The sequence below is a fragment of the Streptomyces sp. SID12501 genome, from assembly GCF_010550245.1.
Classification (GTDB): domain Bacteria; phylum Actinomycetota; class Actinomycetes; order Streptomycetales; family Streptomycetaceae; genus Streptomyces.
In genome coordinates, this window is record NZ_JAAGLU010000111.1 from 1 (window position 1) to 1,218 (window position 1,218).

At 68.4% G+C, this 1,218-nt stretch carries 1 protein-coding gene; it reads right to left on the bottom strand.

Annotated elements, in window-relative coordinates:
• Nucleotides 1-73 precede the first annotated feature (73 nt).
• Nucleotides 74-1,218, bottom strand: a 1,145-nt coding sequence (locus tag G3I71_RS44640) for a pyruvate formate lyase family protein (protein WP_275409407.1), incomplete at its 5' end; no start/stop codon positions are given.

Here is a 1,218-nt window from a genome sequence, read left to right on the forward strand (position 1 = left end):
GAGGTTGGGCGCGCGGTCCGGGCGCCGGGGTGAGGGGTGGGGTCTCGGCCCCGGGCCACGCGGTTCGGGGGGCCTACAGCGAGCCGTGGAAGGTGCGGTTCAGCACGTCGAGCTGCTGGTCCAGCGGGAGCCGGACGAAGTTCATCGCGTACCCGCTGACCCGGATGGTCAGCTTCGGGTAGTTCTCCGGGTGCTCCATGGCGTCCAGGAGCGTCTCGCGGTTCAGCACGTTGACGTTCATGTGGTAGCCGGAGGACAGGATGTACGCGTCCAGCAGGCCGACCAGGTTCGTCACCTGCTCGTCCTTCTCGCGGCCGAGGCTCGAGGGGACGATCGACGAGGTCAGCGAGATGCCGTCCTGCGCCTCGGAGTACGGCAGCTTGCCGACCGAGAGCGCCGAGGCGAGCATGCCGTGCGTGTCGCGCCCGTTCATCGGGTTGGCGCCCGTGGCGAACGGCTCGCCGGCCTTGCGGCCGTCGGGGGTCGACCCGGTGGCCTTGCCGTAGACGACGTTCGACGTGATCGTCAGCACCGACTGCGTGTGCAGCGCGTTGCGGTACGTCGGGACGGCGCGGATCTTCTCCATGAAGCGCCGCACGATCCACACCGCGATGTCGTCGGCGCGGTCGTCGTCGTTGCCGTACGTCGGGAAGTCGCCGTCGATCGCGTACTCGGTGATCAGGCCGTCGGCCGTGCGCAGCGGCGTGACCTTCGCGTGCTTGATCGCCGACAGCGCGTCCGCGACGACCGACAGGCCGGCGATGCCGCAGGCCATGGTCCGCAGGATGGTGCGGTCGTGCAGCGCCATCTCGATGCGCTCGTACGCGTACTTGTCGTGCATGTAGTGCACGCAGTTCAGCGCGTCGACGTAGGTCTCGGCGAGCCAGTCCATGGTCTTGTCGAACTTGGCCATGACGTCGTCGTAGTCGAGCACCTCGCCCTCGACGGGCGCGGACACCGGCGCGACCTGCTTGCCGGAGATCTCGTCACGGCCGCCGTTGATCGCGTAGAGCAGCGCCTTGGCGAGGTTGACCCGCGCACCGAAGAACTGCATCTGCTTGCCGACCGGCATCGCCGAGACGCAGCAGGCGATGGCCGTGTCGTCGCCGAAGCGCGGGAGCATCAGCTCGTCGGACTCGTACTGCACCGAGGAGGTGTCGATCGAGACGCGGGCGCAGAACTCCTTGAAGCCCTGGGGCAGCCGGGGGGACCAGAAGA